Here is a 16,276-nt window from a genome sequence, read left to right on the forward strand (position 1 = left end):
GCGCCGGCGCGGATTTGCGTCCGAATTGAGACAAACGCCACATTCGGTCGTCCCTGCGGGGGCTTAAAGGGCGTGATCCCGGCGAAGTCAGGGGTGATTCGGCCGCCGTCGGCTAAAGTAGCGGTGATGACTACAGACAAAGTGACAAGCCAGGATTCACCGCTGGACCGTTTTATGGCGGTCATTCCGGCGGGCGGGGTGGGGACCCGCCTTTGGCCCCTGTCGCGGGCAGCAGCCCCGAAATTCCTTCACGACCTCACCGGATCGGGCAGCACGCTGCTGCGCGCGACCTATGACCGTCTCCAGCCCGTCGCGGGCACGCACGTGCTGGTGGTGACCGGCGCCGCCCACCGTGACGCCGTCTGCCGCCAGCTGCCTGAGGTCCTGGAATCGGACCTCGTCCTGGAAAGTGAGCCCAAGGACTCCGGTGCGGCTATCGGCCTCGCCGCGGCCATCCTGCACGAGCGGGACCCGGACACCATCATGGGCTCGTTCGCCGCGGACCAGGTCATCAGCCCGGACGGGCTCTTCCAGGACGCTGTCCGGGAGGCCGTCTACACCGCGGCCGCCGGGAAGATCGTCACCATCGGCATCAAGCCCACCCATCCCTCCACCGGATTCGGCTACATCCGCTCCGGCGCGAACCTGAACATCCCCGACGCCCCCAGCGCGCAGTCCGTGGTGGAGTTCGTCGAAAAGCCCAGCGAGGAAGTGGCCCAGCAGTACATCGACAGCGGGGACTACGTCTGGAACGCGGGCATGTTCGTGGCGCCGGTCTCGCTGATGCTCAAGCACCTCGAAGCCAACCAGCCCGAGCTCTTCGCCGGACTCCAGGAAATCGCCAAGGCCTGGGACACCCCGGAGCGCGACACCGTCACGGCCCGGGTGTGGCCCACGCTGCCCAAGATCGCCATTGACTATGCCGTGGCAGAACCCGCGGCGGCCGCCGGCGACGTCGCCGTCGTTCCCGGCACCTTCCGCTGGGACGACGTCGGAGACTTCGCCTCCGTGGGCCGGCTCAACAGCGCAAAGGAAGTCGACGAGGTCACCGTCCTGGGCGAAGGCGCACGCGTCTTCACCGAGAACGCCAGCGGCGTGGTGGTCTCGGACACCAAGCGGGTGATTGCCCTGATCGGCATCAAGGACGTCGTGATCGTGGACACCCCGGATGCCCTGCTGGTCACCACGAAGGAACACTCGCAGCGGGTCAAGCAGGCCGTGGACGCCATCAAGGCCAAGGGCGACACGGACGTTCTGTAGGGGAATGGGGCGGACCAGGGCTTGTGAATTGTTCAGCAATCCGTAACGCGCCGTACCCGATGCCGCTATTCTTTGTCCGCTAGATAGAGTGATTCTGTGCGCAACTACTCGACTGAAGCTGAGCCCACGACTCTCGTGGGGCCGTGGCTGGAGCCCCTCCTGCCGGAGCTGATCGCATTCCGCCGCGACCTCCATGCGCATCCGGAGCTCTCGTTCAAGGAGTTCAGGACCACCGACAAGCTGGCGAAACGGCTCGAGGAAGCCGGACTCAAGCCCCGCCGGCTCGAGGGCACAGGCCTGACGGTCGACGTCGGACAGGGTCCCATCGCCACCGCACTGCGGGGGGACATCGACGCCCTGCCCATCATCGAGGAAACCGGCCTTGAATTCGCCTCGAAGAACCACGGTGTGACCCACGCCTGCGGCCACGACGTCCACACCACCACCATGCTCGGCATCGCCTTGGTCCTGCAGCGCATGAATGAGGTGTCCCCACTGCGGGGGACGGTCCGGATCATCTTCCAGCCGGCCGAGGAAACCATGCCCGGCGGCGCCACCTCCTGCATCGAGCAGGGCGTCCTGGAAGGCGTGCCGCGCATCCTGGCGTTGCACTGCGACCCCCGGATCGAGATCGGCAAGGTCGGCACCCGGATCGGGGCCATCACTTCCGCCTCGGACACCATCAAGATCGAACTCTCCGGCCGAGGCGGGCACACTTCACGCCCCCACCTGACCGAAGAACTGGTTTTCGCCCTGGCGCAGATCGCGATCAACGTCCCCGCCGTGCTCTCGCGCCGGGTCGACGTCCGCAGCGGCGTCTCGGTGGTCTGGGGCCAGATCTCCGCGGGCTCGGCCCCGAACGCCATCCCCGGCAGCGGCTACATGGCCGGCACCATGCGGTGCCTGGACCGCGAGGCCTGGCACGACGCCGGCGAGCTGCTCGATGACATCATCCGGCAGATCGCGGAGCCCTACGGCGTCGACGTCCACCTGGAACACACCCGCGGCGTTCCGCCGGTGGTCAACTCCGAACATGAGACCGCGCTGATCGAGGCCGCGGCCCGCGCCGAAATCGGCGAGGGCGCCGTGGTCCTGACCCCGCAGTCAATGGGCGGGGAAGACTTCGCCTGGTTCCTGGCCGACACCCCCGGCGCCATGATGCGCCTCGGCACCAAGACTCCCGGCGGGGAAGAGTACGACCTCCACCGCGGCGACTACATCGTTGACGAGCGGGCGCTTGGCCTCGGCATCCAGGTCCTCACGGCGGCGGCCCTGCGCACCATCCGCGACCTCTAGGCGCCGCAGCCACCCGCGGCTACCCGCGGCTTTAGCCTGCCGCGTGCCGCTGCGCGCGGGTTTTCCCCACCTTTGACGGCACGACGCCGGGACACACCGGCGGTGCCGGCCGACACGCCGTCGGCGTCTGCCAAACATGGGGAAATCCGGCGGGCGCGCGGCGTTGGTCATTGTGCAAAGCAACGACGGTTCCGGCATCGCCAATTCGGTTGTGCACAATCGAGTTGTGCACAACCGAATTATGCCGTACGGTGGAACCATGACCACGCCAGAAGCGGCCCCCACGACCGGCCCGGAAGCCCTCCGACTGAACCGTCAGGTCTGCTTTGCGATGTACTCGGCTTCGCGCGCAGCCACAGCCGTCTACCGGCCCATGCTGGAGGAGCTTGGCCTGACCTACCCGCAGTACCTTGCCATGCTGGTGCTGTGGGAAGCGGAGCCGCGCAGTGTCCGTGAACTGGGGGAGGAGCTCGGACTAGACTCCGGCACGCTCTCGCCGTTGCTCAAGCGGCTCGAAGCGCTCGGACTCGTCCAGCGCCGCCGGTCCGCCGAGGACGAGCGCCGCGTGGAAATTTTCCTGACCGACGCCGGGGCCGCCCTGAGCGCGAAAGCCAGCGGCATCCCGCAGCGGCTGGCGGACGCCGCCGGCCTCACGGCCGCGGAACTGGACCAGCTCCGCGAAACCCTGGGCAGGCTGACGAACGCCCTGCACGCCTCCCACTGAGCTTTTCCCCGCCGCACCTTCCTCCCACATAAGACTTTCCCGCCAAGACTTCCCGCCGACAGAACGGAAACCCATGAAGACCCTTTACACAGCCGAGGCCCTGGCCTCCGGCGAAGGCCGCGACGGCACCGCCGTCAGCAACGACGGCAAGCTCAGCGTCACCCTGGCCAGCCCGGTGGAACTTGGCGGCGACGGCGCGGGAACCAACCCCGAGCAGCTGTTCGCCGCCGGCTATGCCGCGTGTTTCCACTCCGCGCTGCGCCTCGTCGGACGCAAGGAGCGCGCCGACCTGACGGACTCCGCGGTCGCCGCGAAGGTCCACCTTGGCGCACTCGATGACGGCGCCGGCTTCGGCATCGCAGCCGAACTCGAGATCGCCTTGCCCGCCCTGGACCGGGAAACCGCCGAGGCCCTCGTGGCCAAAGCCCATCAGGTCTGCCCGTACTCCAACGCCACCCGCGGCAACATCACCGTCGACATCACAATCCTGGAGGTAGCCGCATGAGCGCCAGCACCGAAACCCTTCCCGTCACCACCCGCGAGATCCAGCTTGCGTCCCGCCCGCACGGCCGCCCGGTTCCGGCGAACTTCCGCCTCGCCGAGTCGCCGCTTCCCGAGTTGCAGGACGGCCAGGTCCTGGTCCGCAACCTCTTCATTTCGGTAGACCCGTACATGCGGGGCCGCATGAATGACGTCAAGTCCTACTCCGCGCCGTTTGCGCTGGATGCGGCGATGGAGGGCGGCGCCGTCGGCGAAGTCATCGCGTCCCGGGCCGAAGGGCGCGCCGTCGGCGATACGGTCGTGCACGGCCTCGGCTGGCGCGAATACGCCGTTGTCGATGCCGCAGCCACTGCCCCGGCGCGCACCGATCTGGCCCCTGCCCCGGCATTCCTCGGCGCCCTCGGCATGACCGGCCTCACCGCCTACGCGGGACTCCTGAAAGTCGCTGAATTCAAGGCCGGCGACGCCGTTTTCGTCTCCGGCGCCGCGGGTGCTGTCGGCTCACTCGTGGGGCAGATCGCCAAGGCCATGGGCGCATCCCGGGTCATCGGCAGCGCGGGCTCACCGGAAAAGGTGGCGCGGCTGCTCGAGCTCGGCTTCGACGCCGCCTTCAACTACCACGACGGCCCCGTGGCGGAACAGCTCGCCGCGGCCGCCGGTGAGCGCGGGATCGACGTCTACTTCGACAACGTCGGCGGCGAGCACCTCGAAGCCGCGCTGTCAGTACTCACCGTTGGCGGCCGCGTGGCCATGTGCGGGGCCATCGCCCAATACAACTCGACCGAGCCCACCCCGGCGCCGCGGAACCTCATGCTGGCAATCGGCAAGCAGCTGACGCTCAAGGGCTTCCTGGTCGGCGGCTACTGGCAGCACATGGCCGAGTTCGTCGAGACCATGTCCGCCTGGCTGGCCGACGGAACCGTCCGCTACGACGAGACCGTGGTGGACGGCCTGGAGAACGCCCCGCAGGCCTTCATGGACCTGCTCGACGGCGCCAACACCGGCAAGATGCTGGTCCGGCTGTAGCCGCAGCGGCGCAACACCACACACTGCATCGCCTAAAACACAGACGCCTCCGGCGCCAGTTCCCGCAGGAACTGGCGCCGGAGGCGTCTGTGCGCCGGTCGCTGGCGGGAGGGCCCAGCTACCACTAGGTAACAAGTTCTCAACGATCTGGGGAATTGCTGTGAAGTCCGCTATGTGGACGTGTCGCAGGCCACTAAAGTAGCATCCATCAGTGCGCCTTGGCGCAGTGCTGCGAATCCATCAGTGAAAACAGAATTCAGCGGAACACCGCAGACAGACACTCATTGAGCTCCCGTCGTAGCGCCTACTCTTTCTTCCTGGAGGAAAATTGAAGAACTCTCTGCGTGCCACCTTTAAGCGCGGATCAATGGCCGGGGTCGCCACCGCGGGCGCGGCTGCACTCCTGCTGACCGGCTGCGGCGCTGCCCCGGAGGCCAGCACCGCCACCAACACCGCCAGCAACTACCAGGGCTGCATCGTGTCCGACTCGGGTGGGTTCGATGACCAGTCGTTCAACCAGTCCTCCTACGAGGGGCTGAAGAAGGTCACGTCGGAGCTGGGCCTTAAGATGAACCAGGCCGAGTCCAAGACCAACAACGACTTCGAGCCCAACCTGCGCGCCATGGTCTCCGCCGGCTGCAACCTGACCATCACGGTCGGCTTCCTGCTCGGCGACGCCACCAAGTCCCAGGCCACCGCGAACCCGGACAAGCACTTCGCCATCATCGACTTCGGCTACGACACCCCGGTCGCCAACGTCAAGCCGATCATCTACGACACCGCCCAGGCCGCGTTCCTGGCCGGCTACCTCGCAGCAGGCACCACCAAGACCGGAACGGTTGCCACCTTCGGCGGCATCAAGATCCCCACGGTCACGATCTTCATGGACGGCTTCGCCGACGGCGTGAAGTACTACAACGAAAAGAAGGGCAAGGACGTCAAGCTCCTCGGCTGGGACAAGGCCAAGCAGGACGGCTCCTTCACCGGCGACTTCGAAAAGCAGGACAAGGGCAAGCAGTTCACCCAGAACTTCCTGGACCAGGGCGCAGACATCGTCATGCCCGTCGCTGGTCCGGTCGGCAAGGGTGCGGGCGCGGCCCTGCAGGAAGCCAAGGCAGCCGGCAAGGACGTCAAGCTCATCTGGGTTGACTCGGACGGCTTCCTCACGGCACCGGATTACAAGGACATCATGCTCTCCTCCGTCATGAAGCAGATGGGCCAGGCCGTCGAGGCGGTCGTCAAGCAGGACAAGGACGGCCAGTTCACCAACGCGCCGTACATCGGCACACTCGCGAACGACGGCGTCCAGCTGGCTCCGTTCCACGACATGGATGCCCAGGTTCCGGCCGAACTGAAGACCGAGCTGGACCAGATCAAGAAGGACATCGCCGACGGCAAGCTGAAGGTTGAATCCGCAGCCAGCCCGAAGGCCTAACTTCCTCCGCTAAGCGCCACGGCCCGTCCGGTCACCACCGCACGGGCTGTGGCGCTTTTCGTTGCGGCCCGCCGCGCCTCACACCGCAGGCACTAAGCTGGTGCTGCAGCCCCCACTACGCGTCCGGATCAAGCCTTCCGGACATCTCGAGATTGGTCAGAGTTTTGAAACTTGAACTCAAGGGCATTACAAAACGCTTCGGCTCCCTGGTAGCAAACGATCACATCGATGTGGTTGTTGAACCCGGGCAGATCCACTGTCTGCTCGGCGAAAACGGCGCTGGCAAGTCCACGCTGATGAACGTCCTCTACGGACTGTACGAGCCCACAGAGGGCGAAATCCTGATCGACGACAAACCTGTCACCTTCCGCGGCCCCGGCGACGCGATGGCGGCCGGCATCGGCATGGTGCACCAGCACTTCATGCTGGTCCCCGTCTTTACCGTCGCCGAGAACGTCGCACTGGGAGCGGAGACCACCAAAACAGGCGGATTCCTGGACCTGGAGGACACCCGCCGGAAGATCCGGGAGATCTCCGACCGCTACGGCTTCGACGTCGACCCCGACGCACTGATCGAAGACCTCCCCGTGGGCGTGCAGCAGCGCGTCGAAATCATCAAGGCGCTCGTCCGCGACGCCAAGGTGCTCATCCTCGATGAGCCCACGGCCGTCCTGACGCCGCAGGACACCGATGAGCTGCTGGACATCATGCGCCAGCTCAAGAGCCACGGAACCTCCATCGTCTTCATTTCCCACAAGCTCCGTGAGGTCAAGGCCGTTTCGGACACCATCACCGTCATCCGGCGCGGCAAGGTGGTGGGCTCGGCCGATCCCGGCGCCTCCACCACCGAGCTGGCGTCCATGATGGTGGGCCGCGCCGTGAGCCTGACCCTGGACAAGGCTCCCGCCCAGCCCCAGGAAACCACGTTCGAGGTCAAGGACCTCACCGTGATCGCGCCCAGCGGCCAGCACGTCGTGGACGGCATCAGCTTCGGGATCGCCCGCGGCGAGATCCTCGCCGTCGCCGGCGTCCAGGGCAACGGCCAGACCGAGCTGACCGAGGCCATCCTGGGCCTGCACGAGAGGGCCCACGGCTCGATCACCCTCGACGGCGAGGAACTCCTTGGCCGCAGCGTCAAGGACGTCCTCAACTCCGGCGTCGGATTCGTCCCGGAAGACCGCTCGCTCGACGGGCTGATCGGCACGTTCTCCATCGCCGAGAACCTGATCCTGGACCGCTATGACCAGGCCCCGTTCGCCAAGGGCATCAGCATGAGCCCGGCCAAGGTCCTGGAGAACGCCAAGACCCGGATTGAGGAATTCGACGTCCGCACCCCGTCCGGCATGCTCGCCGCGGGCACCCTGTCAGGCGGCAACCAGCAGAAAGTCGTCATGGCGCGGGAGCTCTCCCGGCCGCTGCGGCTCTTCATCGCCTCCCAGCCCACGCGCGGCGTGGACGTCGGCTCCATCGAATTCCTGCACAAGCGCATCGTCGCGGAACGGGACCACGGCACGCCCGTGATGATCGTCTCCACGGAACTGGACGAAGTCATTGAACTCGCCGACCGCATCGCAGTGCTCTACAAAGGCCGGCTGGTCGGAATCGTCCCGGCCGGCACCGGCCGCGACGTCCTCGGCCTGATGATGGCCGGTGTTTCCCCGGACGAGGCCCAGGCCGAAGCCGCGGGGAAACAACCGGCGGAATCCGTCGAAGACAGCACGGCGAACGCTGCCGAAAACACTGCCGACACCCCAGCAACGAACCCGGCGCCCGCCGCCCCGTCCGTGCAGGAGCCCCGCTCCGGCGCCGTAGGAGACCACCATGAGTGAGAACACCGAGCCGCGGCCCGCGGCCGCACCGGACCCGGACCGGATTCCGGCAGCCATAACCACCGAGGTGGAGCCTGAACCACTGGAGGACGACGCCGAGTTCGTCACCTCGCTGGACACCGCTGGAGGTGCCCACCAGCCATCGGCCGTTCCGGTCTCGGCCCAGAGCGGAACCCTTCCGGGCGCCCCGGAAGACGAGTCGCTGCTGCGCAAGATCTTCACCGGAAACGGGATAGTGACCATCCTGGCGGTGCTGCTGGCGCTGATCCTGGGCGGCCTGCTCATCGCCATGACGGACAAGGTGGTCGGCACCACCGCAGGCTATCTCTTTGCCCGGCCCAGCGACTTCCTCACCGCCGTCTGGTCCGCGGCCACCGGCTCGTACGTCGCCCTCTTCCAGGGCGCGGTCTTCAACCCCCGTGGGGCCGGAGTGGCCGGACAGTTCGCGCCCCTCATGGAGACACTGACCATCGCCACTCCGCTGATCACAGCCGGCCTCGGCGTCGCACTGGCATTCCGGGCAGGCCTGTTCAACATCGGTGCGCAGGGCCAGATCATCATGGCCGGCATCCTCGCCTCGTGGGTCGGCTTCGCGCTGCACCTGCCGCTGGGGCTGCACCTGCTGCTGGTCCTCGTGGCAGGCGTCGTCGGCGGCGCCGTTTGGGGCGGCATCGTCGGCGTGCTCAAAGCCAGGACGGGCGCCCACGAAGTCATCGTGACCATCATGTTCAACTACATCGCGCTCTATTTCCTGCGCTACCTGCTCGACACCGACTTGTTCCAGCGTCCGGGGGCGGACACCCCGATCTCGCCGATCCTGGACCCCAGCGCGGTATACCCGCTGCTCTTCGGCGGCCAGTACCGGCTGCACCTGGGCTTCCTGCTGGCCATTGCGGCCACGGTGTTTGTTTCGTGGCTGCTGAACCGCTCCACGCTGGGCTTCGAGTTCCGGGCCGTCGGGGCCAACCCCAAGGCTGCCCTGACTGCCGGCATTAACGTCTCCCGGGCCACGATCCTGGTGATGACCATTGCCGGTGGCTTGGCCGGACTGGCCGGCGTGGCGCAGGTGGCAGGCACCGAAAAGGTCCTGACCGATGGTGTCGCGGCAACCTACGGCTTTGACGCGATCACGGTAGCGCTGCTGGGACGCTCGTCGCCGTGGGGCACGTTTGCCGCCGGCCTGCTGTTCGGCGCCTTCCGCGCCGGTGCCGTCCAGATGCAGATCCAGACCGGAACGCCGATCGACATCGTGCTCGTGGTCCAGTCGCTCATTGTGCTGTTCATCGCGGCGCCGCCCCTGGTCCGGGCGATCTTCGGACTGAACCCGCGCAAGAAGAAGGCCGCGACCGCCGGCAAAACCAAACAGGCCGCAACCACCGGAGGTGCCGCATGAGCACAACAGCAACCTCACCCGTTCAGGGGGAATCCCAGCCGGACAAGGGCCGCAAGCCCGCTGTCTCCGCGAAGCCCGTAACCTGGAAGCTGCCGGTAACCCTGGCGGTGCTGGCCACCATCGCCTTCATCTTCTTCGGCCTCCTGGGCCCGCAGGCGAACGCCAAGTTCGGCGTTTCGTCCGGCGGAGATTTCTTCCAGCTCCCCGCGATCGAAGTCCCCGCATTCCTGTCTGGCATTGTGCTCTCCCTGGTCCTGCTGGTCCTCGCAGGCTACGCCTTGGTCCTGAAGGCGAAGAGGAACGCCCGGCCCCCGAGCTGGGTGCCGGCCGTGTTCACCGTCGTGTTCGTGGTCGCGTTCCTGATCTGGGTGGTGGGCGGCGCCCGGACCCCCAGCATTTCGCTGGCCGGCCTCATCGCCGGATCCGTGACACTCGCCGTGCCGATCGTCTTCGGCTCCCTCTCAGGTGTGCTGTGCGAACGCGCCGGCGTCGTGAACATCGCCATCGAAGGCCAGCTCCTGGGCGGTGCCTTCACGGCCGCGCTCGTCGCCAGCCTGACGCACAACCCCTATCTGGGCCTGCTTGCGGCCGCCGTGGCGGGCGCCCTGGTCTCCATGGTGCTGGCGGTGTTCAGCATCAAGTACGTGGTCAACCAAATCATCGTCGGCGTCGTGCTCAACGTCCTGGTCTCTGGGCTCACAGGATTCCTGTTCACCACCGTGATGCAGTCGGACCCGGAGAAGTACAACTCGCCCGCCGAGCTGCCCATCATCGATATCCCGGTTCTGTCCAGCATCCCGGTGATCGGGCCCATCCTGTTCAAGCAGTCCGTGGTGGGCTACCTGATGTATGTGGCCGTGATTGTGATCTGGATCGGGCTGTTCAAGACCAAGTGGGGCCTGCGCGTCCGCGCCGTCGGCGAGCACCCGCAGGCGGCTGACACCCTGGGCATCAAGGTTAACGCGACCCGCTTCTGGAACGTAACGATCGGCGGGGCCGTCGCCGGAATCGGCGGATCGTTCTTCACCCTCGTGGCGATCGACAGCTTCACCAAGGAAATCTCCGGCGGCCGCGGCTTCATCGCCCTCGCCGCCATGATCCTGGGCCGCTGGAACCCGATCGGGGCGTTCTTCGCCGCGCTGCTGTTTGGCTTCGCCGACAACCTGCAGAGCATCGTGACCATCATCGGCACCCCCGTACCTAGCCAGTTCATGGCCATGCTGCCGTACGTCGTGACCGTGTTTGCCGTGGCCGGACTGGTTGGCCGCTCCCGGCCGCCGGCAGCCGACGGCATACCGTACGTCAAGGGCTGACCGTGGCGGACATCGCGGTGGACTGGGCGGCGCTCGAAGCCGCGGCAGTGTCCGCCATGAAGAACGCCTACGCGCCGTATTCGAAGTTTCCGGTGGGGGCAGCCGCCCTCACCGGGGACGGCCGGATCGTCAGCGGCTGCAACGTGGAGAACGCAAGCTACGGGCTGACCCTGTGCGCCGAGTGCGCCCTGGTGGGCAACCTGCAGATGACCGGCGGGGGACTGCTCCGGGCCTTCTACTGCGTCGACGCCGGCGGGAACGTCCTCATGCCGTGCGGGCGCTGCCGCCAGCTGCTCTATGAATTCCGGGCTCCCGACATGGAGCTCATGACCACGCAGGGAATCAAGACCATGGACCAGGTCCTTCCCGATGCCTTTGGCCCCCAACACCTGGAGGAACCCCGGTGACACTTCCGACACAGACAACAGGCAACACCGAAGCGTTCGACGCCGTCGACATCATCCGCGTCAAGCGGGACAAGGGCGTGCTCAGCCCGGCCCAGATCGACTGGACGATCGATGCGTACACCCGCGGCGCCATCGCCGATGAGCAGATGGCTGCCCTGAACATGGCCATCCTGCTCAACGGCATGGACAGGGCCGAGATCTCCCGCTGGACGGCGGCCATGATCGCCTCCGGCGAGCGGATGGACTTCTCCGGCCTGCGCCGGCCCGACGGCGGCATGAAGGCGACGTCGGACAAGCACTCCACCGGCGGCGTCGGGGACAAGATCACCCTCCCGCTGGCGCCCCTGGTGGCGGTGTTCGGCGTGGCCGTGCCGCAGCTCTCAGGCCGCGGCCTCGGCCACACCGGCGGCACCCTGGACAAGCTCGAGGCCATCCCGGGCTGGCGTGCGGCGCTGAGCAACGAGGAAATGATGGCCCAGCTCCAGGACGTCGGCGCGGTCATTTGCGCGGCCGGCGCGGGACTGGCCCCGGCGGACAAGAAGCTTTACGCGCTGCGTGATGTCACCGGAACCGTCGAAGCCATCCCGCTGATCGCGTCCTCGATCATGAGCAAGAAGATCGCCGAAGGCACCGGCTCGCTCGTTCTCGATGTCAAGGTGGGCAGCGGCGCCTTCATGAAGGACGAGGCCCGGGCCCGCGAACTGGCCGAAACCATGGTGGCCCTGGGCAAGGACGCCGGCGTCAACACCGTGGCCCTGCTGACCAACATGAACACGCCCCTGGGCCTCACCGCCGGCAACGCGATCGAGGTTGAGGAATCCGTCGAGGTCCTCGCCGGCGGCGGCCCGGAAGACGTCGTCGAACTCACCGTTCGGCTCGCGGAGGAAATGCTGGCATGCGCCGGCGTCCGTGACGCCGATCCCCGGGCCGCCCTCCGGGACGGCCGGGCCATGGATGTGTGGAACCGGATGATTGAGGCGCAGGGCGGCGACCCGCGCGCCAAGCTCCCGGTCGCCAAGGAATCCGAGGTCATCTACGCCGCGGCCGACGGCGTCCTGGTGGAACTCGAGGCGATGGCCGTCGGCGTTGCGGCCTGGCGGCTCGGTGCCGGACGTGCCCGCAAGGAGGACCAGGTCCAGGCCGGCGCCGGGGTGCGGATGCACGCCAAGCCGGGCGCCACGGTCAAGGCGGGCGAACCGCTCATGACCCTCCTGACGGACACCCCGGAGAAGTTCGAGCGCGCCAAGGAAGCCCTGGAGCGCGCCGCGGTGATCGCGCCGGAGGGCTCCCGGCCCGCCCAGAAGCTCATCATCGACCGCATCGCCTAAGCCCCACCCCGGTTGCCCTATCAGTTTCGGTCCCCAAACCCCTGGTTTAGCCGCCACAAGTGATAGGGCAACGGGCGTGTCCGCGGCATATCGGCGGCGCGAGCGGGGCCGGCGGTACACTAACCCCACAGCAGTACACTTCAAGCGCAGGCCCGGCTCCGGCCGAGCCTGCGTTTGAAGTATCTCTGCTTGAAGGACCTATCTGGCCCCGCCGCGCGTTAGGAAGCTGTGCAGGCAATCAACGACTTCATCCTCGCCGCCGCAGGGCAACCCTGGGTCCTGGTCCTCGTTTTCGCGTGCTGCGTGATCGACGGCTTCTTCCCTCCGATCCCCAGCGAATCCGTGGTGGTGGGCCTGGCCGCCGTCGCCGCCACCGCGGGTGTTCCCAATCCTTTCCTCCTGATCGCCACCGCCGCTGCCGGGGCCTGGGTGGGCGACAACCTCGCCTACCTGATCGGCCGCAGGACCGGGACGCGGCGCTGGGCCTGGCAGCGCGGCGTCAAGATGCAGGCGGCCTTCCGTTGGGCCGGACGGGAACTGCGGAAACGGCCCGCGTCCCTGATCCTCGTGGCGCGCTTCGTCCCGATCGGACGGGTGGCTGTCAACCTGACTGCCGGTGCCACGCACTACCCGCGGCCCCGTTTCATGAGCCTGACGGTGCTTTCGGCGCTGCTGTGGGCCGGCTACTCGGTGGGGATCGGGCTGTTTGTTGGGCCGTGGTTTGAGAAAAACCACGTGCTGGGCGCGGCCATTGCGATCGTCTGCGCAGTCGTCCTGGGCGTCGCCGTGGACTTCGTGATCGGCAAGGTGCGGGGCCGCGTCCCCGAGGAATCGACCCAATCCGTTCCGCCCGCCGAGTCCTAGGCGGATTGGGCCCGCCCATGGGACACTTAGGAGCGATTTGGGTCACGTTCGTTGGCCGCATTTCGTCCTAGGCACCACCCACCGTCATCGCTTGTCCGCTACGGCTTAGTTGTCCGTTTCCAGTCATCAAGGAGCACCACCCGCATGGAGTTCATTAACGAGGCCGTGCTCCATGCCGCTGGCCAGTGGTGGATCTACCCCCTCTTGCTGGTTTTCTTCTTCGTGGATGGCTTCGCGATGGTGGTCCCCAGCGAGACCCTGATCGTTGCCCTTGCCGCGTACTCGCTGCACAGCGGCCAGCCCAACCTGTGGATCCTGGGCCTCACGGCGCTCGTCGGAGCCATGGCCGGCGACAACATGGCCTACATGCTCGGCCGGAAGATTGGCCTTGAACGGTTCCGCTGGATGCGCAAACCGAAGGTCCAAAAGGTCTTTGGGTGGGCCCACTATGAACTCGAGAAGCGCGGCGCCGTCCTGATCTTCACCGCCCGGTACATCCCGTGGGGCCGGGTCGCCGTCAACTACGTGGCGGGCACGACGGCGTTCCCGCACCGGAGGTTCTTCTTCCTGGACGCCTTCGCGTGCCTCACATGGGTCGCCTACTCGATCGGCATCGGCGTCCTGGCCAGTTCCTTCCCGTGGCTGCACCACAACCCGCTGCTCAGCGCGGGGATCGCGGTGGTATTCGCGATCGTGCTCGGGGTCCTGATCGACCACCTCCTGCGCTGGTGGCACAAGCGCCTCGGCCGCAACGACGCAGGGCCCAGCCACGGCGACGCCCATCCCGTCCCCGCCGACGCCGGGCCCAGCCAGGAGCACGCTCCCCGGGAACAGGCCTCCGGGATGCACGGCACCATCCTGGCCGGTCCGTCCACCGAGGCCGGAGCATCCAGAAAGTAGCATCCGGCGCCCCACGACCCTATGGTTGGAACGTGACTGAGACTATTCCTGACGCTGCCCCTGACCTCGAATTCGACCTGAAGGCCCTTCCCAAGGTTTCCCTTCACGACCACCTGGACGGCGGCCTCCGGCCGGCCACCATCATTGAACTTGCGCAGGCTGTGGGCCACACGCTGCCGTCCACGGATCCCGTAGCCCTGGGGGAGTGGTTCCGCGAGTCCGCCGATTCCGGCTCCCTGGTCCGCTACCTGGAAACGTTTGACCACACCATCGCCGTGATGCAGACCAAGGAAGGCCTGTTCCGCGTCGCGAAGGAATTTGTCGAAGACCTGGCCGACGACGGCGTCGTATACGGCGAAGTGCGTTGGGCCCCGGAACAGCACCTGCAGAAGGGCCTGAACCTGGACGAAGTGGTGGAGGCCGTGCAGGCCGGGCTGGAAGCCGGCGTGGACGCCGTCGCCGAAACCGGCCGCGACATCCAGGTGGGCCAGCTCATCACGGCCATGCGCCACGCCGACCGCGGGCAGGAGATCGCCGAACTGGCGGTCCGTCACCGCAACAACGGTGCCGTGGGCTTCGACATCGCCGGAGCCGAGGACGGCTTCCTGCCCTCCCGCTTCAAAGACGCCTTCACCTACCTCGCCCAGCACAACTTCCCGGCCACGGTCCACGCCGGCGAGGCCGCGGGCCTGGAAAGCATCCAGTCGGCCCTCGTGGATGGCCGGGCCCTGCGCCTGGGCCACGGTGTGCGGATCGCCGAGGACGTCACGATCGAGTTCGAAGATGCCGACGACGCCGGGGACGGCTCCGAGGACGAAGTCGACGACACCATCGGGATGGTGACCCTGGGCGAGCTTGCCAGCTGGGTGCGCGACCGCGGCATCGCATTGGAGATCTGCCCGTCGTCGAACCTGCAGACCGGTGCGATTGCCGGCTTCGGCGAGGGCATCGAAAGCCACCCGCTGGACATGCTCTACCAGCTGGGCTTCAACGTCACCATCAACACCGACAACCGCCTCATGAGCGGCGTGACCCTCACGGACGAGTTCGAGCTCCTGGTCGAGACATTCGACTACGACCTTGACGACCTGCTGGAACTGACGCTCAACGCGGCCGAGGCCGCCTTCCTCCCGCTCGAGGAGAAGGAAGCACTGGTGGAATACATCAACGAAGCCTACGCCGACCTTGGCTAGCGAAGAACCATCACCCGTCCAGGGGCTTGTCGCTACCATTGCGGCGCTGCGCGAGCACTGCCCCTGGATGGGTGCCCTCACCCACGAGTCCCTCGTGGAGTACCTCCTCGAGGAGGCCCACGAGGTCGCCGAAACCATCGAGACCGCCGGCGGCGATGCCGAACTGAAGTCCGAACTCGGTGACGTGCTGCTCCAGGTGGTCCTGCACGCCCGGTTGGCCGAAGAACGCGGCGCCTTCGACCTCGACGACGTCGCCCGCGGCCTCGCCGCCAAGATGATCCGCCGCAACCCTCACGTGTTCCGGCCCGACGGCTCGCTGCAGGAAACCTTCCCGGCAACGGTGGAGGAGATCGTCCTGAAGTGGGATGCCGTCAAGCGTTCCGAAAGGTTGCACACGGAGAAGTCCCACCCCGGAGAGGCGCTGGACGGTGTCCCGGCCGCTCTTCCGGCGCTGGCGCGGGCCCAGAAGCTGCTGGACCGGGCCGAACGCGCGGGCCTCCCCGCGGCCGCAGGCGAAACCGCCGTCGAAATGCCAGCCACCGAAGAGGAGCTCGGTGAGCTCTTGTTCGGCATCGTTGCGGCGGGCCGCCGCAGCGGGTTCGACGCCGAGCGTGCCCTCCGCGGGGCCGGCCGGCGCTTCCAGGCGGACCGGGCGCACCCGGGGACGCCATGATGACGTCCGGGGATTGGATAGGTTTCCGTAACCTCCGCCACTCTCGACTACGCTAGTAGCGACGACGACGTCGGCTTTCCAGCTTGATGTACAGCCAGAGTCCAAGCAGTCAGATTCCCTGCAGATCGCTTCAC

Annotated in this window: 15 protein-coding genes; all 15 read left to right on the plus strand. The window is 66.9% G+C overall.

The annotated features are described in order from the left end of the window. The first annotated feature begins 126 nt into the window (after positions 1 to 126). The 15 genes from AB4089_RS15965 (at position 127) to AB4089_RS16035 (ending at position 16,142) form a co-directional block, all read left to right on the plus strand. Positions 127 to 1,260, plus strand: a complete 1,134-nt coding sequence (locus AB4089_RS15965; protein ID WP_441410254.1) for a mannose-1-phosphate guanylyltransferase — start codon at positions 127 to 129, stop codon at positions 1,258 to 1,260. Positions 1,261 to 1,356: 96 nt separating this feature from the next. Next, on the plus strand, positions 1,357 to 2,556 hold the full coding sequence (locus tag AB4089_RS15970) for an amidohydrolase (RefSeq protein ID WP_441410255.1): 1,200 nt from the start codon (positions 1,357 to 1,359) through the stop codon (positions 2,554 to 2,556). 259 nt (positions 2,557 to 2,815) lie between these two features. Next, positions 2,816 to 3,280, plus strand: coding sequence for a MarR family winged helix-turn-helix transcriptional regulator (locus tag AB4089_RS15975; RefSeq protein ID WP_441410256.1), 465 nt, complete (start codon positions 2,816 to 2,818; stop codon positions 3,278 to 3,280). A 73-nt stretch (positions 3,281 to 3,353) separates the two neighbouring features. Beyond that, positions 3,354 to 3,785, plus strand: coding sequence for an organic hydroperoxide resistance protein (locus tag AB4089_RS15980; RefSeq protein ID WP_441410257.1), 432 nt, complete (start codon positions 3,354 to 3,356; stop codon positions 3,783 to 3,785). After that, positions 3,782 to 4,807 carry an NADP-dependent oxidoreductase gene (locus AB4089_RS15985; protein WP_441410258.1) on the plus strand — a complete coding sequence of 342 codons (1,026 nt, stop codon included), beginning with the start codon at positions 3,782 to 3,784 and terminating at the stop codon, positions 4,805 to 4,807. Before AB4089_RS15980 ends, AB4089_RS15985 begins: the two co-directional genes overlap by 4 nt. 328 nt (positions 4,808 to 5,135) lie before the next feature. Next, complete coding sequence (locus AB4089_RS15990; RefSeq protein WP_441410259.1) at positions 5,136 to 6,242, plus strand: BMP family lipoprotein; 1,107 nt, start codon at positions 5,136 to 5,138, stop codon at positions 6,240 to 6,242. A gap of 164 nt (positions 6,243 to 6,406) precedes the next feature. Next, entirely contained in the window at positions 6,407 to 8,071 is a 1,665-nt protein-coding gene (locus AB4089_RS15995) for an ABC transporter ATP-binding protein (RefSeq protein WP_441410260.1), read from the plus strand. Then, the gene (locus AB4089_RS16000) at positions 8,064 to 9,464 is read left to right on the plus strand and encodes an ABC transporter permease (RefSeq protein ID WP_441410261.1); all 1,401 of its coding nucleotides are present in this window, start codon (positions 8,064 to 8,066) and stop codon (positions 9,462 to 9,464) included. The genes AB4089_RS15995 and AB4089_RS16000 overlap by 8 nt, the downstream gene beginning before the upstream one ends. Next, positions 9,461 to 10,777 (plus strand): ABC transporter permease, encoded by a 1,317-nt coding sequence (locus tag AB4089_RS16005; RefSeq protein WP_441410262.1) that lies wholly within the window; start codon positions 9,461 to 9,463, stop codon positions 10,775 to 10,777. Before AB4089_RS16000 ends, AB4089_RS16005 begins: the two co-directional genes overlap by 4 nt. A 2-nt stretch (positions 10,778 to 10,779) precedes the next feature. Then, positions 10,780 to 11,184 (plus strand): cytidine deaminase, encoded by a 405-nt coding sequence (locus tag AB4089_RS16010; protein WP_441410263.1) that lies wholly within the window; start codon positions 10,780 to 10,782, stop codon positions 11,182 to 11,184. After that, positions 11,181 to 12,512, plus strand: a complete 1,332-nt coding sequence (locus AB4089_RS16015; protein ID WP_441410264.1) for a thymidine phosphorylase — start codon at positions 11,181 to 11,183, stop codon at positions 12,510 to 12,512. The genes AB4089_RS16010 and AB4089_RS16015 overlap by 4 nt, the downstream gene beginning before the upstream one ends. Positions 12,513 to 12,740: 228 nt before the next feature. Next, a complete protein-coding gene (locus AB4089_RS16020; protein ID WP_441410265.1) occupies positions 12,741 to 13,376 on the plus strand; it encodes a DedA family protein in 636 nt (211 codons plus the stop codon). Between the two features lie 144 nt (positions 13,377 to 13,520). After that, the gene (locus tag AB4089_RS16025; protein ID WP_441410266.1) at positions 13,521 to 14,276 is read left to right on the plus strand and encodes a DedA family protein; all 756 of its coding nucleotides are present in this window, start codon (positions 13,521 to 13,523) and stop codon (positions 14,274 to 14,276) included. Positions 14,277 to 14,308: 32 nt separating this feature from the next. Next, complete coding sequence (locus tag AB4089_RS16030; protein ID WP_441410267.1) at positions 14,309 to 15,469, plus strand: adenosine deaminase; 1,161 nt, start codon at positions 14,309 to 14,311, stop codon at positions 15,467 to 15,469. 67 nt (positions 15,470 to 15,536) lie between these two features. Then, positions 15,537 to 16,142 carry a MazG nucleotide pyrophosphohydrolase domain-containing protein gene (locus tag AB4089_RS16035; RefSeq protein ID WP_441410338.1) on the plus strand — a complete coding sequence of 202 codons (606 nt, stop codon included), beginning with the start codon at positions 15,537 to 15,539 and terminating at the stop codon, positions 16,140 to 16,142. Positions 16,143 to 16,276 lie beyond the last annotated feature (134 nt).

This window comes from Arthrobacter sp. 2MCAF15 (assembly GCF_052115605.1).
GTDB lineage: Bacteria > Actinomycetota > Actinomycetes > Actinomycetales > Micrococcaceae > Arthrobacter.

Bases quoted from the DNA above. Each gene is read 5' to 3' on its own strand.
- AB4089_RS15965 (WP_441410254.1), top strand. From the start codon at position 127: ATGACTACAGACAAAGTGACAAGCCAGGATTCACCGCTGGACCGTTTT.
- AB4089_RS15975 (WP_441410256.1), top strand. From the start codon at position 2,816: ATGACCACGCCAGAAGCGGCCCCCACGACCGGCCCGGAAGCCCTCCGA.
- AB4089_RS15980 (WP_441410257.1), top strand. From the start codon at position 3,354: ATGAAGACCCTTTACACAGCCGAGGCCCTGGCCTCCGGCGAAGGCCGC.
- AB4089_RS15985 (WP_441410258.1), top strand. From the start codon at position 3,782: ATGAGCGCCAGCACCGAAACCCTTCCCGTCACCACCCGCGAGATCCAG.
- AB4089_RS16000 (WP_441410261.1), top strand. From the start codon at position 8,064: ATGAGTGAGAACACCGAGCCGCGGCCCGCGGCCGCACCGGACCCGGAC.
- AB4089_RS16005 (WP_441410262.1), top strand. From the start codon at position 9,461: ATGAGCACAACAGCAACCTCACCCGTTCAGGGGGAATCCCAGCCGGAC.
- AB4089_RS16025 (WP_441410266.1), top strand. From the start codon at position 13,521: ATGGAGTTCATTAACGAGGCCGTGCTCCATGCCGCTGGCCAGTGGTGG.
- AB4089_RS16035 (WP_441410338.1), top strand. From the start codon at position 15,537: ATGGGTGCCCTCACCCACGAGTCCCTCGTGGAGTACCTCCTCGAGGAG.